14 protein-coding genes are annotated in these 16,626 nt (G+C 43.0%); 2 read left to right on the forward strand and 12 right to left on the reverse strand.

What is annotated here, in order from left to right:
* Positions 1-2 precede the first annotated feature (2 nt).
* The 9 genes from CHH58_RS15140 to fabI form a co-directional block, all read right to left on the reverse strand.
* Positions 3-827, reverse strand: a complete 825-nt coding sequence (locus tag CHH58_RS15140) for an ABC transporter permease (protein ID WP_095262755.1) — start codon at positions 825-827, stop codon at positions 3-5.
* Positions 828-851: 24 nt separating this feature from the next.
* Positions 852-1,778, reverse strand: coding sequence for a nucleoside hydrolase (locus CHH58_RS15145; RefSeq protein WP_095234315.1), 927 nt, complete (start codon positions 1,776-1,778; stop codon positions 852-854).
* 11 nt (positions 1,779-1,789) lie between these two features.
* Positions 1,790-2,839, reverse strand: a complete 1,050-nt coding sequence (locus CHH58_RS15150) for an ABC transporter substrate-binding protein (RefSeq protein ID WP_095228596.1) — start codon at positions 2,837-2,839, stop codon at positions 1,790-1,792.
* A gap of 164 nt (positions 2,840-3,003) precedes the next feature.
* Positions 3,004-3,342 carry a Na-translocating system protein MpsC family protein gene (locus tag CHH58_RS15155; protein WP_095233452.1) on the reverse strand — a complete coding sequence of 113 codons (339 nt, stop codon included), beginning with the start codon at positions 3,340-3,342 and terminating at the stop codon, positions 3,004-3,006.
* 140 nt (positions 3,343-3,482) lie between these two features.
* Positions 3,483-4,034, reverse strand: coding sequence for an RNA polymerase sigma factor (locus CHH58_RS15160; RefSeq protein WP_095228594.1), 552 nt, complete (start codon positions 4,032-4,034; stop codon positions 3,483-3,485).
* Positions 4,035-4,037: 3 nt separating this feature from the next.
* Complete coding sequence (locus CHH58_RS15165) at positions 4,038-5,975, reverse strand: DUF6449 domain-containing protein (RefSeq protein ID WP_095262756.1); 1,938 nt, start codon at positions 5,973-5,975, stop codon at positions 4,038-4,040.
* Complete coding sequence (locus CHH58_RS15170; RefSeq protein ID WP_095262757.1) at positions 5,950-6,846, reverse strand: ABC transporter ATP-binding protein; 897 nt, start codon at positions 6,844-6,846, stop codon at positions 5,950-5,952. The genes CHH58_RS15165 and CHH58_RS15170 overlap by 26 nt, the downstream gene beginning before the upstream one ends.
* The gene (locus CHH58_RS15175; protein WP_095228588.1) at positions 6,843-7,226 is read right to left on the reverse strand and encodes a GntR family transcriptional regulator; all 384 of its coding nucleotides are present in this window, start codon (positions 7,224-7,226) and stop codon (positions 6,843-6,845) included. Before CHH58_RS15175 ends, CHH58_RS15170 begins: the two co-directional genes overlap by 4 nt.
* 253 nt (positions 7,227-7,479) lie before the next feature.
* Positions 7,480-8,262 carry an enoyl-ACP reductase FabI gene (gene fabI / locus CHH58_RS15180; RefSeq protein ID WP_095228586.1) on the reverse strand — a complete coding sequence of 261 codons (783 nt, stop codon included), beginning with the start codon at positions 8,260-8,262 and terminating at the stop codon, positions 7,480-7,482.
* A 156-nt stretch (positions 8,263-8,418) separates the two neighbouring features.
* Between fabI and CHH58_RS15185 the strand changes: the two genes are divergently transcribed.
* Entirely contained in the window at positions 8,419-11,865 is a 3,447-nt protein-coding gene (locus tag CHH58_RS15185; RefSeq protein ID WP_095262758.1) for a hypothetical protein, read from the forward strand.
* A 42-nt stretch (positions 11,866-11,907) separates the two neighbouring features.
* On the opposite strand, the gene CHH58_RS15190 is transcribed toward CHH58_RS15185, so the two are convergent.
* Positions 11,908-12,735, reverse strand: coding sequence for an aldo/keto reductase (locus CHH58_RS15190; protein WP_095228582.1), 828 nt, complete (start codon positions 12,733-12,735; stop codon positions 11,908-11,910).
* A complete protein-coding gene (locus tag CHH58_RS15195; protein WP_095262759.1) occupies positions 12,713-13,912 on the reverse strand; it encodes an MFS transporter in 1,200 nt (399 codons plus the stop codon). The genes CHH58_RS15190 and CHH58_RS15195 overlap by 23 nt, the downstream gene beginning before the upstream one ends.
* 138 nt (positions 13,913-14,050) lie before the next feature.
* On the opposite strand from CHH58_RS15195, the gene CHH58_RS15200 reads away from it, so the two are divergent.
* Positions 14,051-14,410, forward strand: a complete 360-nt coding sequence (locus CHH58_RS15200; protein ID WP_095219955.1) for a winged helix-turn-helix transcriptional regulator — start codon at positions 14,051-14,053, stop codon at positions 14,408-14,410.
* Positions 14,411-14,446: 36 nt separating this feature from the next.
* On the opposite strand, the gene ptsG is transcribed toward CHH58_RS15200, so the two are convergent.
* Positions 14,447-16,546 (reverse strand): glucose-specific PTS transporter subunit IIBC, encoded by a 2,100-nt coding sequence (gene ptsG, locus CHH58_RS15205; RefSeq protein ID WP_095262760.1) that lies wholly within the window; start codon positions 16,544-16,546, stop codon positions 14,447-14,449.
* Between the last annotated feature and the right edge of the window lie 80 nt (positions 16,547-16,626).

Here is a 16,626-nt window from a genome sequence, read left to right on the forward strand (position 1 = left end):
GTCTACCTCCTTGGATTCAATTTATTTGCCAGTAAATTCATGCAAGTAATGACAATGAACGTCACTACAATCATGATGGCAGCTAGAATACTGGCCATATGCCAGTCATTTAATGTATTTGCATTTTGATAGAGCAGCGTCGAAAGGACGCGCTGCTGACCTCCCAGCAATGCAGGTGTTGTATAAGCGGTAAAACTGCCGACAAACACCAGGATTCCCCCAATTACTAAACCAGGTACGCAAAGCGGAAGGACTACTTTGGTAAACACTCCTACCCGGCTTGCACCAAGGCTCGCTGCTGCAGTCAGCAAATCTGATTCTATACTTTCCATAACACCAACTAATGTAATGATCGTCAATGGAAGGAAGAGATGGACAAGTCCGATAATGACGGCAGTTGGCGTATACAAAATTTCCAATGGTTCCTGTATGATGCCAATTCCCATCAATGCTTCATTGACCAGCCCGTTGCGCCCGATAATGACCATCCAGCTGAAGGAACGCACGACAGGACTCGTTAAAAGCGGGAATATTGTCAAAATTAACAGTACTGCTTTCATTTTCGCAGACATTCTGGCAATAAAATATGCTGTCGGAAAACCAATTACCATACAAATAATAGTGGTTACAATACTGACCCGCAGCGTAGTCCATAGAATTTCCAAAAAGTATGAATCCCGGAAGAGACTAGCGTAATTGCTTGTATCAGCTGCTGCTTCATTCGGAAAAAAGGTCGAAATGATCGTCATGCCGATTGGGACAAGCATGAAGATTGTTAGAAATAGAACCCCTGGCAAGATCAGGAGATACTTATAATAATTTCGCATAATGATTAACTCCCGTTCTTTTGTCTAAGCGTTTAACAGCTTGAGAAAGAGATCGAAGAAACGAGCTTCATCGAGCTCCAGACAAACATGCATATTCGCCGGATGTCCTAGACGTTTTTGGAAATCGCAGACAGTCTGACCGTCACAGTAAGTACTGTTCGTCTCCATTGTGACGTGCAGCCATTCTGTTTTTACCAGCTCGGAATCGATTGCAAGTGCAACCGCTAGCGGATCATGCATCGCACAAGCCCATACCCCATTACGCTCAAAATAGCTATTGCGGTATGTCGCCGTGCTTGTCCGAACATAATCCTGTAATATCGGGTTCTGTATTTGATCAATATGTTCATCCTTCAGCAAAGCGCTTCTCGTAACGTCCAGCCCAACTTGTGTTAACGACTGGAAACCTGCCTCGAAGACAATGGATGCCGCTTCTGGGTCAGCGAACATGTTATACTCTGCTACTGGAGTTACATTGCCGACCCCTTTCACGACACCGCCCATAAAGATGACTTCTTTGACTGCCGATACAATCTCAGGATACTGCCGCACTGCCTCAGCTAGATTTGTCAGTGGACCTGTCATGATCAATGTAATATCACCTGGAGCAGCCATAACTTGATTTCGTATACAGTCAACCGCAGATTGTTCTTGTACCTCACGGTTCGTAGCAACACCCTTTAGTGCGCCTCCGATCCCATCTTCACCGTGCACACGATGCTCGAAATGAGGTTTTCGGGTGAGCGGTTTGGAAGCCCCGGCGAATATAGGTGTCTTTTCATCATCAAGTAAATCAAGTATTTTGGCTGTGTTTGTAGTGGCTGTTTCTAAGGAGACATTGCCGCTGACTGTCGTGATACCGACGACGTCTAACGCCCCGCTTTTCACGGCAAGCATGATACCAATTGCATCATCAATTCCAGTATCTACATCCAATATAACTTTCTTCATCATGCTCCCCCTTACTTGGTCACTTCTTTATTCCAGCGATCGATCCACTGCTTAGAGTTCTCGACTAGGAAGTCAGCTGGCAGGATATTAAGTTTCTCAATGACATCCTCACCGTACGTAACACCCTCTTGCTCTTCATCGGAAAGTACCACTTCTGTATTAACCGGAGAATCTACCTTTGCTTTTGCTGTCTTCTCTTGCACGTCTGTACTTAACTGATAATTGATAAATTCTTCAGCAAGTTCCTTCTGATCGCTGTCTTTTACTACGTTAACTGTATTCATGACAGCATATCCGCCTTCTTCAGGTGTTACAAATTCCGCTGCAGGTACCGCTTCCTTCAACGAGCTGAAGTACATTTCCATAATTGGCCCGCCAGCAATTTCGCCTTGTCCGAACATATTGATGAATTCAGATGTCTGATTGTATTCGTTAACGATATTAGGCTTTAACGCATCGAGCTGTTTAAATGCAGCATCCTCATTAAATGAATCATTGCCGCTCACTTTAGAAGCTGCATCAAGGAACATCGGTCCTGTTGTAGTCGTAATACCAGGAATCGCTACATTACTTTCCCACTCTGCATTCCACAGATCCTTCCATGATGTAACAGGTCCTTTCACCATTTCAGGATTATAGGCAATTCCGAACTGCCCGATTGTGTATGCCGGTCCGTATCCTTCACCGTTAGGAGATTTGGCTGTCTCATAAATCTTGTCCAGGTTTGTCAGCTTTGAAGAATCCAGCTCCTCGAACAAACCATCATCCACACCTTGCTGCGCGTAATAATCAGATAGGTAGACTAGATCAACGTCTGAGTTGCCTTGTCGTATTTTGTTCAAGCGTTCCGCATTATTTCCTGTTTCTACTACAATGTCGACATTGTGTTCCTCTTCAAATGGTGCATACACATCTTCATTGAAGAAATCTTCCGAGAAACCCCACGTAGAGATGACAAGCTTTTCTTTTCCAGCTCCAGCACTATCACTGCCACAAGCAGATAAAGTAAGTGCAGAAGCAATTGCAGCTGAACCAAAAAGCATTTTAATACGACCATTCATGTGAAAAACCTCCATATAATAAGTGATTATAAAAGCAAAAAAAGAAGACAATCTTAATAGAATGCGAGCATTCTACAAGATCATCTTCTCTTCGATCAACAAAGGTCAGACCAATCAAGCTTTTCTATGGCATTAACCGTATACCAGATAAATCCGGCTTTGGCTTAACTGCCTAAGACAATATTGGTGAAAGCACGTTGAGAGGCTGCGTCGTAATCTCGTAGTATTGACTCAATGTGCCATTCCGTTTCGGTATTAAGTTTTTCTGCCAAGCGTTTTTTGTACAGCATTGATAAACGGAAGTCGACCTCCTGCTTCAAGCTAGGAGCCTCGCCTTCCAGAGCTGCAGATCGCGGTGAACGCCGATGCTTGGCTTGGATGGTGATGATGTTCTGATCAATGGAAATCTTCAATAATGTCGTTCCGACACCGAACAATTCCTTCGACACATCATTGTACATATGCGACAGCTTCTTCTTGATTTCATTGCTATTCTCTAGCATGCCAACAACCACCTGTCATGTATGTGGTAAGGTCATTATACATACTTTAATAATCCAAATCAATATATTGTTCGGATTTAAATGAATTTTTCTATTTTATATTCAGCTATTGTTCACTAAAAAAGAGAGACAGCGTTTAATCATGTCTCTCTTACCATTATCATATCGCGGTATGACCGCTCTGTTTTTAATAGTTGCTTTGCCCTATACAAACGGGTCTTAACTGTTGATTTGGTCAAAGATAGGTTTGCAGCAATTTCACTTTCCTTCATATCTTTCTCATAACGTAACGCCAGCACTTCCTGGAGTTTTGGCTTCAGCTTTCGAATATCCTGCTCGAGTTCTCGCTTCGTCTCCCGCAGCTCGACCTCTTCCATTACGATATGTTCGAGGTAATGCTGCTCAAGCTCCCAGCTGGCCAACTCTAAACTAATGAACTTGCGTTTACCTTCTTTACGAAGCATATCAATGGCTGTCCGCGAAGCAATTGTTGCCAGCCATGCACCTGCCTTCGACACATTCTCCAGCTTGTCCAGATTACGATAAGCCTTGATGAACGTCTCCTGCGCCGCGTCCTCTGCCAGCTGCGGATCACGCAGCACCTTCTGCGCTGCGTAATATACCCGCTGATGGTAGAGCGAATAGATATGCTGAAACACCGACTCCGTCACATATACAAACTCGCTTGCCACGCTTTATTCCTCCAATTGATTTTTGATTGATTCGGGGAGGTCTTCGTATTCGATAGATAGCTCATCCTGCATACTCCGCCCTCTGTTAAGGTTGAACGTTACAAAATAAGAATCCTCGTTATCGCTATAGTAGACGACGTGATCCAGTATATGCTTGATATCTTCTTGATCCTCTACTGTCACTGTATTGTTTCGTTCGTAATTCTCTAATTGGATACTGGATATGTCTTCGGTATATACTTTTAATTCATCATAAAGTCCAGCTTCTTGTAGGACTTCAATCGTATTTCTGTAACTATTATCAAATTCAACGTAATAGTAGTCTTGATCTTTATTTGTTAATAAGTCGAGCGAATAAGTTTCAACCTCTTCCAAAGATTCCTGTGGATCCGAAAGCTCAATATCTTTCTTAACAGCTTCTATGAGCCTGTCGACCAATTCTCGATCTGTTATGGTATTGCTGCTTTGCTTAATATTATTCGATTGCACATCCACAGCATAAATATCATTCAAAGCAATATTAAACACAGAGTTATTCGCATACTTATACAAATTCGAACCCTCAATCTCATGTTGCAGACTTTTCAGTTCTGGATTATCGTCTAATGAATACGTATATGATCTAGCTACCTTCTTTCCGTTTTTCAGCTCGTAAACAATGAACGTAGAACGCAGATCACCCGCATAATAATCATCGGCTCTCGGAGCATCTATTGCTTGCTCATGTAAACCCCGAACCAATTCGATATCTTGCTTATCTGTAAAAAATAGCGGCTTAATACCTGGTTCCAAATATTCCGGTTCCTCTGTATAAATATAGGAATCTCCAAAATAAACTCTTTCGATGTTGTCAGCAGAAGGTATCTTATTTTCATAATTCTCTTTTACTAGATTCACAACAATTAGTACAACAGCTAAGGAGATCGCGAATATCAGATAAGATTTATAGTTACTATATATTCTCCATGTTTTATTCAATATCGCTTCAGCTATTACAAACCCGATCAGCGATCCTGCAATATAGCCGAATATAACCCATGCGAAGGAAGAAGAAATAGCATGAAAATAATACCCGCCTGCCATCATAAAGCAGAAGGTGACACCGTAACGGAAAACAGGACGCATGAATGGATACACAATTGCTTGCGAAGTAGCTTCCAGTCGCCGGTGAGCGTATAACCAGTATGCTGCAAGATATAATAGAATACCTGCTGCCGCATATACTGCCATTACAATCCAAGACAAATCTAGATCAGGAGTAAAGTTGATCAAGAAATACGAGATCGGTGAAAATTTAAAAATGGCCATATCTGCATAATATTCTACTGGGTAACCAATGAATAAAATACTCATATTGGCAACCAGCAAAAGCGCAAGACCCGCCGGAAGCAAGACTAAGATATAGGTGAGCACAAAGTGCATGGAAAACAATCCCGTTACCATTCCGGTGAATACTGTAGCTAATAGCATAAAAATATTAAGAAATAACATTATGCCCAGCCAAGATAACACATGCATAGCATTATAATAAAATCCTATGCCAGAGAATGCTTGTAAACCAAGCAGAATCAGTGCATTCAACATAATTGGAATGAATAACAATACCACCCCTACAACTAAATGGTGATGAAATAATGAAACCCTCTTCACAGGCATACTGTGAATAAAATCAGATACCTGTTTCTTATGCAAGTAGCGCAGTAATAATATCCCCAAAAGTACCGGTACCGTAATAGATAGAAGCCATTGGACTTCAGGAATATAGAGAAATAGATTCCCTTTTTCCATGTACTCTTGCGCCTGTGGATTTGAGTATTGGATGATGATCTGTATTGGCAGAATTAAAAGCAAAGCCAAAAAATACAGCACACTCAGCCATCCAACCTGTCGGACATCATGCAAAATAATCTGTTTCTTAATCAAGGATGTTTTCGATGGCATAGCCAGCACCTCCCATTTCATAGATGAAGATTTCTTCCAAGGATAGCGGCAGCATATCCAGTACGACTGGGTTTTGTGCTGCAAGTATTCCTTCTAACTCCTGATGGTCTGCTTTGACGATCAGCAGATGGATACTCCCGCGTTTTTCCTGATGAAGGATATCTAGTTTTTCTAAGAAACCCATATCCTGTCCTTTTCGCAAAGCGAACTGAACCTTTTGAACCTCTGTCTTCATATCATCTAGGTTGCGCTCCAGAATCATCTTTCCTTTATGTACAATACCGACGTCGTCACAGAGGTTTTCCATTTCCCGTAGATTGTGGGAAGAAATAAGAACAGTCATCTCTCTCTCCGCTACGTCATTGATGAGCAGGCCTTTGATTCGCTGCCGCACAACAGCATCAAGTCCATCCAGCGGTTCATCCATAATCAGATAATCCGGCTTTGCTGCCAACGCCAGGCAGAAGGCCACTTGCCGCTGCATCCCTTTCGAAAAGGTAGAGACTTTCTTGTTCTCGAGTTTGAATTGGTTAATTAGCTGGTCATACCGCTGCTGATCCCAATTTGCATACATATCAGCATAATATTGTCCCATCTGCTTTACCGTATATTGCGGGAGAAAATAAAGGATATCCGGCATGAAGATGATGCGCTGTTTCAACGCCACATTTTCAAATACAGTCTTGCCGTCAACCAGGACAGACCCTTTGTCTTGTTTCAGGATACCGGCAAGAATACGTATTATGGTTGTCTTGCCTGCACCGTTTGAGCCAAGCAGACCATAGATTGTACCTTTTTTCACCTGGAAACCAACTTGGTCCAACACTTGCTTCCGGTCAAATTTTTTACTTAGTTCTACTGCTTTGATCATGTTTCACTTCCTCCCCCATTACGTAGCTGCTGCTCCACCACATTTCGAATTTCATCTGCTGTCATGCCGATATACAATGCCTCGGTCAGCAGTTTTTTCAATTCTTCCTGCATTTGCTTCACCTTTTGCGGATCGACTTGTGCACTAATCGCATTCACGAAACTCCCCCGTCCCTTCACGGAATAAATCAATTCTTGATTTTCTAATTCACGGTACGCTTTCTGGATTGTATTCGGATTGATCGTCAGCTGCTGAGCGAGCTCCCGTACCGAAGGAAGCTTCTCATCTGTCTCCAGCACTTGATTGACGATTAGTTCCTTAAACTTATCAACGATTTGTTCATAAATCGGCTTGCCGCTTCGCAAATCAAGTTCAAACATATATTCACCTCATTCAGGCCTCTGTATTAACTGTATTAGTTATAGTAGTACACTTGATACACCAAAGTATACACCAGCGTTTTCCATTTGAAAAGCACTTTTTTTCCAAAAAATAAAAAGCCAGATCATAAGATCTAGCTTTTCCAATAAATAAATAGAAATCAGCTGCGTAACATTCCCTTTTCACTGCCTCGTATTTTGCTGAACATAAAAAACCCGTCCTAATCATAATTAGAACGGGTTAAAGCACAAATTAACCAATACCGATGATATTGAAGCCACCATCCACGTAAACAATCTCACCAGTCACACCGCGGGAAAGGGCGCCAAGCAAACCAACTGTCATATCGCCAACTTCTTCAGCGGAAACATTACGGCGAAGCGGTGCAGTATGTTCCACTTTTGAAAGAATGTCATTGAAAGAAGGTACACCTTTTGCAGCCAATGTACGGATCGGACCTGCAGAGATAGCGTTAATGCGGATGTTATCCGGGCCAAGATCATTCGCCAAGTAGCGTACACTTGCTTCTAGCGCCGCTTTTGCAACACCCATGACGTTGTAGCCCTGAAGTACACGGTCAGCTCCAAGGTAGCTCATTGTCACAATGGAGCCTCCTTCTGACATAATCGGGCGAACTGCTTTTGCTACAGCTACTAGCGAATACGCACTTGTATCCTGTGCAAATGCATAGCCGTCACGAGAAGTGTCAATGAAATCACCTTTCAAATCCTCTTGATGCGCATGTGCAACGGAATGTACAAGACCATGGACAGTTGTGAACTTGTCTTTGATTTCTGCAAATGCAGCCGCAATGCTGTCATCATCGTTAACATCACATTGGATAACTGCTGCTTCCATTTCATTCTTTTCCAATAGCTTGTTCAGCTTTTTAGCGGAACGCTCCTGACGATATGTAAAAATCAGCTTCGCACCAGCAGCATACAATGATTGCGCAACGCCCCATGCGATACTGCGATCATTTGCCACACCCATGATGACGATGTGCTTGTCCTGTAATTGTAGAAAATCCTTCATTTTCATTCTCCTTCTAATGAACAATTTCGTTCACGTTTTCTACCGCCTATCATAACAGAAAACAGAAATGAAAGGAATGACACGTCTGTTCAGACAAGTCGCACTTCTATATAATAGGGTTTGGAAATAACAACCAAATTATCGTGAGGTGAAAAGATGGATAATATGCCTCCCAATAAATCTGGAGATTTGTTTGAACAAAGACTCCGGGAATTATTAGAGCAAGGCTATATATCTAACGAAACATACTCAAATGCAATGACAGGGTATCGAACCAAACTAGCTTATGATGCTTCGAAACTGACTGAAGTAAAGTCACCACCAGAAATCTCTCCAGTGCGTCAGACTGCTGCTGCAGCTGAACAGATGCACACTACACCAGAGACTGCTGTCTATTGGAATTCATCGGTCAACCAGAAGCAGAAAAAACAAAAGACATCCGAGCAAATTCGGGAGCGCAATCTGACAATCATTCTTGTTCTTGGAATCATTATGCTTTTCTTTGGCGGATTGTACCTCGGCACTTCCAATTGGGGTAACTTCTCTTCTTTAGGAAAAGTGTTACTGATATGCTTGATTCCTTTCCTTTTCGCAGGCTTGAGTTATATCAGCTATAAAGTTAGGATTCCGCAGACTGCCTTCGCGTTCTTAATGCTCGCAGCGCTGTTTGTTCCAATTGTCATTTTCTCAGCATCATATTATCAGCTGTTTGGCAGTTATTTGTCCTTCGGTGGTGACGGAGCAGCGTTGATCGGGACTATTGCAGCATTAAGCTGTACGGCTTTGTACTATACAGTGGCAGCTCGCACAGGCTCAAAAGCATTCATTTGGGTGACCTATGTCGGCTTATCGTCAACACTAATCTCAGCACTGCTGTATGTAACAACAACATATAGCGCATTTCTATTCTGCTTGCAGCTGGCCAACTTACTGCTGCTCGTGTTCGAGCGAACTATCCGTAACTCATTCAAACTTCAGACGCTTCAGCACTATTGGCCATATTATCTGCAAATGAAACTTGGAACAGAAGCCATCATCACAATTATTTTGATGAGCAGCGCCATTACTTATGATCTGACTTTACTAGTGATTGGAATTAACGCTTTGATTCTGGCCGCAAAGAATTTCAGCAGACTCTATCATTTTGGTTTTATCGCTTTTACCTTGATTGGCAGCATCTTGCTCCTTTTAGAAATCGATTCTTATTTCAACATGTTCTTTGGTCAATTCATTGGCTTAGGATTCATTCTCGTTCTGTTAACATGGAATCTGCCTCGCTGGATGCAATTGGTCTATGAATCTTTCAGCCATGCGATAAATGGCTTTCTTCTGTTCTTTTTCACAAGTCTTATCTATTATTTCGAATTTAATTGGGCGTACTTGATCGGGATTTTATTCCTGCTGGTTCAGTATACGATTTGGACTGCTGCATCACGCAAAGTTTACTACAGTTATCCAAGCGTCGGACTGTTCCTGATTGTCGTCTATTGGCTGCTTTATATGGCCGATGCCTCAATCTGGATCCGCACAAGTGCATTCGCGACATTATCTTTTATTGGGCTTGCATACAACTATATTTGGCCAAGAAGGATAGCATTTTTGAAACCATTCCAAGTTGCGATAAATTGGACAGCGGTTGGAGCCGTCATACCTATATTCCTAGTGAATCATAGCTATGGATATTATGAGGCAAATAGTTATCTGCTGCTATTAGTTGCTGCAGCTGGCTTCTTCTGTTACAGCAAGGAAAATGCAGAAGTTGTGCTTATCAGTAAGATTATTACCCCGATTAGCTTGATTGCAGCGTTATTACTCGGTGGTTACCGTCTATATACCGAAAATGAATTTTATCGTGAACAAGTTGGTGTTCCAGGACACGCGACTTTGATTGCATTGATAGCTATCGCAATTGCATTCCTTTGTCGTAAATATCGATACCAACCATTGTTCTTATCGTTTTTCCTAACCGGTCAAATCTTGCAAAGTTACGCTGTTGCGATTGCCATCCTATCGTGGAATTTACCAGCAATCACCGTTACAATTGTTTCACTTATCAACGTCGGTATTCAGTTAATGGCTCTTCAAGTATTTCGGAAGCATCCATTATGGGTTGCCGTGCTCGGCTCCATCATCGTGACATATGCATCACTGCAAGATCTATTCGGAATAAGGGACTCAAATATAATTACTGCTTATGTGCTGTTATGCGGCGTGCTATTCTTTGCAGCTAGTCTATACATCAAGAAGAAAGCTCCGATCGGTTCTGTCTACTTCTTCTGGTGTAGTCATGCTTTGATAATTTTTGGCACGCTATGGGTACTGCTTGCACAGTTGTTAGATTATGTTCCGCCTATCTGGCTTCTTATTCCGCTCGTCCAATTCGTGTTGTCTGCACATATTGTGACAAGAGCGATAGAAAAGTATATATTTGCAAATACCAGTATTTTAATTGTCTTCGTTATCTCGATCACTCATTTGGATCAGTACACAAATCTGAGTCATCAATTTACATTGGCTGCAGCTTTGACAACAGTTTGCATAGCCTTGGTATATGTACTGCTGCCTAACTGGCGTTCTATACTGAAGATCAGCCTGCTGACTGCCTATAACGTTATTCTGCTGTTCGCGTTAGCAGAGCTTACTATGCTTTTCTCCTGGCAAATCATCCTGCTTGCCATCCTTGTCGGGGTAATTACAATCTATCAGCAGCATCAATGGCAGCTAAGCATCATTTCTGCCGGTACATTGCTGTTACTCCTCATAATTACGCTTCTCTACGGAAGCATCGGCCAAGAAATCCGTACAGCTTACTTACTGCTTGCAGGGGCTGCAGGATTAGCTATTACCAGCTTCAGCAATTATCAATCATTTGTTGCTGTAGCAGACAAGAATTCCGTTTGGAATAGAATAGATGTATATCGGATTGGCGCTATCGTTTATACCGTTGTCGGAAGTCTGGCGGGCGTTGCAGCGTATGAATCTGGCCTTGCTGATACGCTGTTTGGTTTGACAGTACCAGCACTGTTATTTGCGATCAGTATATATACAGCACCCGCTGCTGAAAAGCGTTATGTACGGCTAGCAACCATCGTATCTTGTTTGTACCCTTATATACTTGTGCTGCAAGTTGCAGACATAAGTCCATTTTTAACAACAGAGCTGTATGTTGTGCCAATTGCATTACTAGTTCTTATCATCTTGCGGCTATTTTTCTATAATCCTGATGTGACACCGCATATTGAGTTAGTTTTGCTCACTATTGGATTCGGTATCCTGGTGCTCGATGGACTGTCTACGATGACTATTTATGACGCCCTATCCCTCGGCAGTCTTTCTTTACTAGCTGCTGTCATTGGTTTCTTAAGAAAATATCGTTCGTATTTCTTAACGGGTACGATCACCGTTGTATTTAACTTATTCTTCAACACGCGCATGCTTTGGGGTAGCGCACCATGGTGGCTGTATCTTATTGGAGCCGGATTCCTGCTGATTGCTTCTGCCAGCTTTATTGAATATCAGAAGCAAAAGCATGACAGAACCACCGAATCTCTGCTGCAAGCCAGCAAATCTAGGTGGACAAAATGGTTTAAGCAATACAAATAAAGAAAGGCAGCTGTCTGCGTAAGACAGCTGCCTTTCTTTTATTCAAAAATCAAATTCATCCGGATGCGGCCCGCTGCGGGTACCATCATCCAATTGATCCAAACGTTCCATATCTTCTAGTTGAATTTCGAAATCGAAGACTTCCTTATTTTCGACGATACGTTTATCTGTCATTGATTTTGGTATCGTGATGACATCATGCTGAATATCCCAGCGGAGTACAATCTGAGCCGGAGACTTCCCGTATCTAGCAGAAAGTTGCTGAAGTAAAGGCTGCGCCAGTAGCTCTCCATTCATAAGCGGAGACCATGCTTCCAAGTGAATACCCTTTTCCTTCGTATATGAACGCAGCTCCGCTTGGATCAAGCGCGGGTGGAATTCAACCTGATTCACAGCTGGTACGACAGATGCGGTACTTAGTAGTTCCTTCAGATGATGTACTTGGAAGTTGCTAACACCAATCGCTTTTACTTTCTTCTCTTTATATAACTCTTCTAGTGCACGATAGGCTTCTAAGAACTTATCTTTTCCAGGCCAATGGATTAAATATAGATCGAGATACTCAAGATTCATTTTCTCCAAGCTCTCTTGATAAGCTACTTTTGTTTGTTCAAACGTCAGGCCAGCATTCCACACTTTAGAGGTGACAAATAGTTCTTCTCTTTTCACTAATCCTGCTTCGATGGCACGGTTAATCCCTTGGCCAACACTTGCTTCATTTCCGTAAATAGCTGCTGTATCAATGCTGCGATAGCCTTGCTCGATAGCAAAAAAGACTTTATCAGCTAGTTCCTTTCCATCTTCTACACGGAAGACGCCGTAACCTAGCATCGGCATAGAATTGCCGTTATTGAGCTTTACTGATTTCATGAGGTATTTCTCCTTTGTTTTCTAATTTTCTCGAGATAGCTGTTAAACCAACTGCTGCTGCAACCATAATGGCTGCTACCCAGCTTGTATGAAGCAGACCTAGCTGCTCTGTAATGACTCCGCCCAAATAGGATCCAAGGGCAATTCCAGCGTTGAAAGCTGCAATATTCCAAGCTGAGGCTATATCCACAGCCTGCGGTACAAGCCGTTCGGCAAGCACAACGATATACGACTGCAAACCCGGAACGTTCATAAACGCGAACAACCCCATGAGCAGAATAAACAGCAAACCAAGTCCTTTGACAGGTAACGTGATGTACAAAGCTGCAAGTACAATTGCCTGTATGGCAAACATATAAAATAAAGCGTGAACCGGCCGTCTATTTGCAAGCTTTCCACCAGCAATATTTCCGACTGCTACCGCTACACCATATATAAGCAGCAGCCACGTCACAGTCCCTGGCTGAAATCCGCTTATTTGCTGCAGAAGTGGTGATAAATACGTAAAGACGACAAATGTACCGCCATAGCCAAGTGCTGTAATAAGAAGCACAAGTACGATAGGTACTGACCGCAAGAGACTAGTTTGATCTATGAGGCTTACTTTGACGCCTTTAGGCAGCGTATTTGGCAGCAATGCCAGATTAGCCAAGCTAGCGAGAATTCCAATAACTACGATGAATAGAAAAGCGATTCGCCAATCAAGCTGCTGACCGATGAATGTACCAAATGGAACTCCTGTGATAGTCGCTACGGTAAGTCCGATGAACATGATACTTATTGCTCCAGCCCGCTTATTTGGCGGAACTAAACTAGCAGCAATTGTCGAGCCGATAGACATAAATACGCCGTGCGCAAGCGCTGAGATGAAACGAGCGGTCAGCAAAACAGACATATTAGGAGCCACAGCGGCTATACTATTACCTATTAAAAAGACAAGCATAACCAATAGAAGCTGCTTCTTTTTCGGTATACTGGAAAGCATCGGTGTCAGGATCGGAGCACCGACTACAACCCCGATAGCATATAGGGACACTGTAAGCCCGGCCGCCTGCACTGATGAGTGAAAGTCATCCGCAATCAGCGGCAACAGACCCACACTGATGAATTCTGTTGTGCCGATCGCAAATGCTGTAATAGCCAAAGCGATCAAGGCAAAGGTTTGTTTTCCTTTCATATTACATATCCTTTCCGATTCTTTTATCTCCCGCCTCAGCCGGAGTAATGTTATTATGTCGTATGGGATTCATATTGAACAGTACGTACTTTTTTGTGCTATAGGCACTATTTAGTACCTATATAAGGAGAGAAGACGATGCAAAAGAAATATAATATTAGTGTGGAAGCAACACTTGAAGTGATCGGAGGGAAGTGGAAAACCGTTATTCTTTGCCATTTGACACACGGAAAGAGACGGACAAGCGAATTAAAGCGACTTATGCCGAATATCTCCCAAAAGATGCTCACCCAGCAGCTCCGAGAGTTGGAGGCAGATGGGATTATTAATCGTATCCAATACCACGAGCTACCGCCTCGTGTCGAATACGAGCTGAGTGATTATGGCTGGAGTTTACAAACCATTCTTGATTCGTTATGCAGCTGGGGTGAATCCCATATCGTCAAGGTATATGGAAATAAAGAAGACTACCTGGAAAAGACGTATCTAAATGAATGAAAACAGCTATAGCATGATCGCTATAGCTGTTTTTTCTTACAATGTTTCGATATTCACTTTGTTTTTTTGTTCCGCCTTGACTTGTTCTCCCTCTTTGAAGACAACTCTTTCAGCAGATCCAAGATTCGTGAACACAACCGGGGTCAGCAAGGATGGGACGTGTGGTTGAATTCTTGCGAGGTCAGCTTCCGCGATTTTTTGACCCGCAGTGACCTGGTCTCCCTCTTTCACGAATACCTCAAATCCTTCACCCTTCAAATTCACTGTTTCTAATCCGATGTGGATCAGCACCTCACGACCAGTGTCTGCTTCTAAACCAATGGCATGTTTTGTCGGAAAAATGTTGATGACTTTTCCGTTAACCGGAGAAACAACCATCCCATCGACAGGTTCGATTGCAAAACCATCTCCCATCAATTTTTCAGAGAAGACCAGATCCGGTACGTCTTCCAAGTAACGAAGTGTACCAGACATAGGAATAACAAATCCACTCGAATTTAGATCATTCTGAAGTGAATTTGATATAACACCCCCGACCAGTTTTCTTCCGACTTCTGCTGCAGAAGCTGCTTCAATTTGCGGGCTCGAATTTCTACCATTTATGATATCCTGCATCTGCTCTTTCAGCCCTTCCGATTTGGGCCCAAAAATGGCTTGCATATTGTTGCCGACTTCCAGCACACCCGCTGCTCCTAGTTTCTTCAGTGCATTTTTATCGACTTTGTTTTTATCATTCACTGTGACTCGAAGACGTGTTAGACATGCGTCCAAATACTTAATATTTTCTTTATTACCCATCGCTTCAAGCACGTGATACGCCATTCCTCCAGTATGAGTGTTCCTTCCGTTTGTTACTTCTTCCACTCCTCTTTCACGACCTGGCGTCATGAGATTGAATTTACGGATAGCGAATCGGAATCCGAAATAGTAGATTACCGCAAAAGCCAACCCTACTGGAATGACCAGCCACCAATCAGTCCGGTTTGGCAGGATTCCGTACAGGAAGAAATCAATGAATCCACCGGAGAATGTCATTCCGACTTTAATATCCAGCATGTACATCGTCATATAGGAAAGCCCGGCAAATACACAGTGTACTGCGTACAATAGCGGTGCTACGAACAGGAAAGAGAAATCAAGCGGTTCGGTGATCCCTGTCAAGAAAGAAGTCAGTGCCGCTGACCCCATCAACCCAGCAACAACTTTCTTTCTTTCGGGGCTTGCTTCGTGATAAATAGCCAACGCTGCCGCCGGTAAGCCGAACATCATGAACGGATATCTGCCAGTCATGAATGTACCTGCTGTCAGCTCTGCCCCGTCTCTGATTTGTGCCATGAAAATACGCTGATCCCCACGGATCAGTTCACCAGCCGTATTTGTATAGCTGAAGAATTCATACCAAAACGGCGAATAAAAGATATGATGCAATCCGAACGGAATCAATGCCCGCTCAATGACACCGAAAATGAAGGCCGTCAGCGTCATATTGGAAGATAACAGGCCGCTCGAAAAGCTATTCAACGCATGTTGAATTGGCGGCCAGACAACAAGCATTAACAGACCGAGCGCCAATGCAACAAGAGATGTCACGATTGGAACGAAACGCTTTCCGGCGAAGAATCCTAGATACTGCGGCAATTCAATTTTATAAAATCTATTGAACATAATGGCTGCCAGCACACCGACAATGATCCCGCCGAATACTCCTGTGGCGAGTGTCGGAATTCCGAGTGTTGTCGTATAGGCCGGATTATTCCCGGCAAAGAATTCCGCTTGTTCACCAGCATCTTTCGGAATGCTGCCATTAGCGATGAGCACCGCACTCATCGTCACGTTCATGATCAGATAACCGATGATGGCAGCAATACCTGCCACACCATCCCCATTCGCAAGTCCTATGGCAACACCCACCGCAAATAGCAACGGCAGATTGCTAAATACGATATACCCGGCACTTTGCATGACCGAAGCAATGAGCTGCACCCAAGTACTGTTTAAAAAGCCGATATTCTCCATCAAATCCGGGTTCTGCAATGCATCTCCCAATGCCAGCAAAATACCGGCAGCAGGAAGGATCGCAACAGGAAGCATAAGCGCCCGTCCAATCTTCTGCAAAACACCAAAAGCACTCTTCATCTTCTTAACCTCCGATTTTCACGGTTGATAACGGTTACAAATGAATTAATAAAAAAGACATGAGCGATAAAGAATATTAC

Source organism: Terribacillus saccharophilus (assembly GCF_002272745.1).
GTDB classification, from domain to species: Bacteria; Bacillota; Bacilli; order Bacillales; family Amphibacillaceae; genus Terribacillus; species Terribacillus saccharophilus_B.